Origin of the sequence: Pedococcus sp. NPDC057267 (assembly GCF_042668795.1) — a bacterium.
In the GTDB taxonomy this organism is placed as follows: domain Bacteria; phylum Actinomycetota; class Actinomycetes; order Actinomycetales; family Dermatophilaceae; genus Pedococcus.
The window spans coordinates 1-1,473 of the sequence record NZ_JBHUYG010000188.1 but is presented as its reverse complement, the minus strand read 5'-3'; the positions used below and the strand labels follow the sequence as shown (position 1 = coordinate 1,473).

Annotated in this window: 2 protein-coding genes; both read left to right on the top strand. The window is 69.2% G+C overall.

Going from position 1 to position 1,473, the window contains the following annotated elements; translation table 11 throughout:
- Positions 1 to 205: hypothetical protein (locus ACFUC1_RS20575; RefSeq protein WP_379123178.1), on the top strand; the 205-nt coding region annotated here is incomplete at its 5' end.
- The gene (locus ACFUC1_RS20570) at positions 202 to 1,443 is read left to right on the top strand and encodes an extracellular solute-binding protein (RefSeq protein WP_379123176.1); all 1,242 of its coding nucleotides are present in this window, start codon (positions 202 to 204) and stop codon (positions 1,441 to 1,443) included. The genes ACFUC1_RS20575 and ACFUC1_RS20570, both read left to right, overlap by 4 nt.
- Positions 1,444 to 1,473 lie beyond the last annotated feature (30 nt).

Below are 1,473 nucleotides of genomic sequence, written 5' to 3'. Positions count from 1 at the left end.
CGCGGCTGCCGAGGCCGCCTGGGGCATCCTCCTGCGCGGCGCGCCCGAGGGCGAGGCCGCCGACGCGGCCGAGACCGACGAGGCAGCGGGCGGCATGGCCGACCGCACCGCACTCCTGCCACCCACCCTGACCATCCGTGCGAGCAGCACACGAGACCCGTCCGGCACCCCCACCGGGCGCCCCACCCGAAGGAGCAGTTCATGAGGCGCACCCCCATCCTCGCCGTCGCGTTGGCGGCCACCTCCGCACTGGCGCTGAGCGCCTGTGGCGGCGGCGGCTTCAGCAGCAGCACGGCAACCCAGAACACCAAGAAGGGCCCGGTCAAGCTCACCGTCATGATCGGCAGCTCGGGCGATGCCGAGACCAAGGCCGTCAAGGACGCGACGGCCGCGTGGGCGTCGAAGACCGGCAACACCGTCGAGGTGATCGCGGCGTCCGACCTCGGCCAGCAGCTCGGCCAGGCGTTCGCCAGCTCGACCCCGCCCGACCTCTTCTACACCGATGCCTCGAAGATCGGCACGTATGCCAAGGCGGGCAACCTGTACGCCTACGGCGACCAGGTCAAGGACGCCGGTTTCGTCGACTCGCTGGTGAAGGCCTTCACCTACGACGGCAAGTTCTACTGCGCCCCCAAGGACTCCTCGACCCTGGCGCTCGAGATCAACACCGACCTGTGGCAGAAGGCGGGCCTCACCGACGCCGACATCCCCAAGGACTGGGCCGGGCTCGAGACGGTCGCCAAGAAGCTCACCAAGGGCGACGTCACCGGCCTCGTCATCGGCAACGACATCAACCGCTCCGGCGCCTTCATGAAGCAGGCCGGCGGCTGGGTCGTCAGCGACGGCAAGATGACCGCGGACGCCCCCGGGAACCTCCAGGGCCTGCAGGAGGTGCAGAAGATGATGAAGGAGGGGTCCCTCAAGTTCAACACCCAGACGAAGCCGGCCGCCGGCTGGGGTGGCGAGGCGTTCGGCAAGGGCCTGGCCGCCATGACGATCGAGGGCAACTGGATCGCCGGTGGCATGAAGGACTACCCCAACATCAAGTACAAGACGGTCGAGCTCCCGGCCGGTCCGGCGGGCAAGGGCACGCTGCTGTTCAGCAACTGCTGGGGCATCGCGGCCAAGTCCCCCAACCAGGCCCAGGCGGTCGAGCTGGTCAAGTCGCTCATCACGCCCGAGCAGCAGATGAAGTTCGCGGACGCGTTCGGCGTCATGCCCTCGACCACCGAGGGTCTGAAGCAGTTCTCCGCGAAGTACCCGGACAGCAAGGCGTTCGTCGACGGCGCGGCATACGGCCAGGGCCCGGTGAACCTCCCGGGACTGGACGACGTGATCGGCAAGTTCAACAGCCAGCTCGCCACCCTGACCGGCACCTCCGGTGACCCCGAGGCGTGGCTGTCCGACCTGCAGAAGAACGGCTCGGCCGCGCTCGGCGGCTGACCCGTCCCCGATCCGCGGGCGGCGTGCGAG

Excerpts from the sequence above, each read along its gene's own strand:
- ACFUC1_RS20570 (WP_379123176.1), top strand. The coding sequence starts at position 202 with ATGAGGCGCACCCCCATCCTCGCCGTCGCGTTGGCGGCCACCTCCGCA.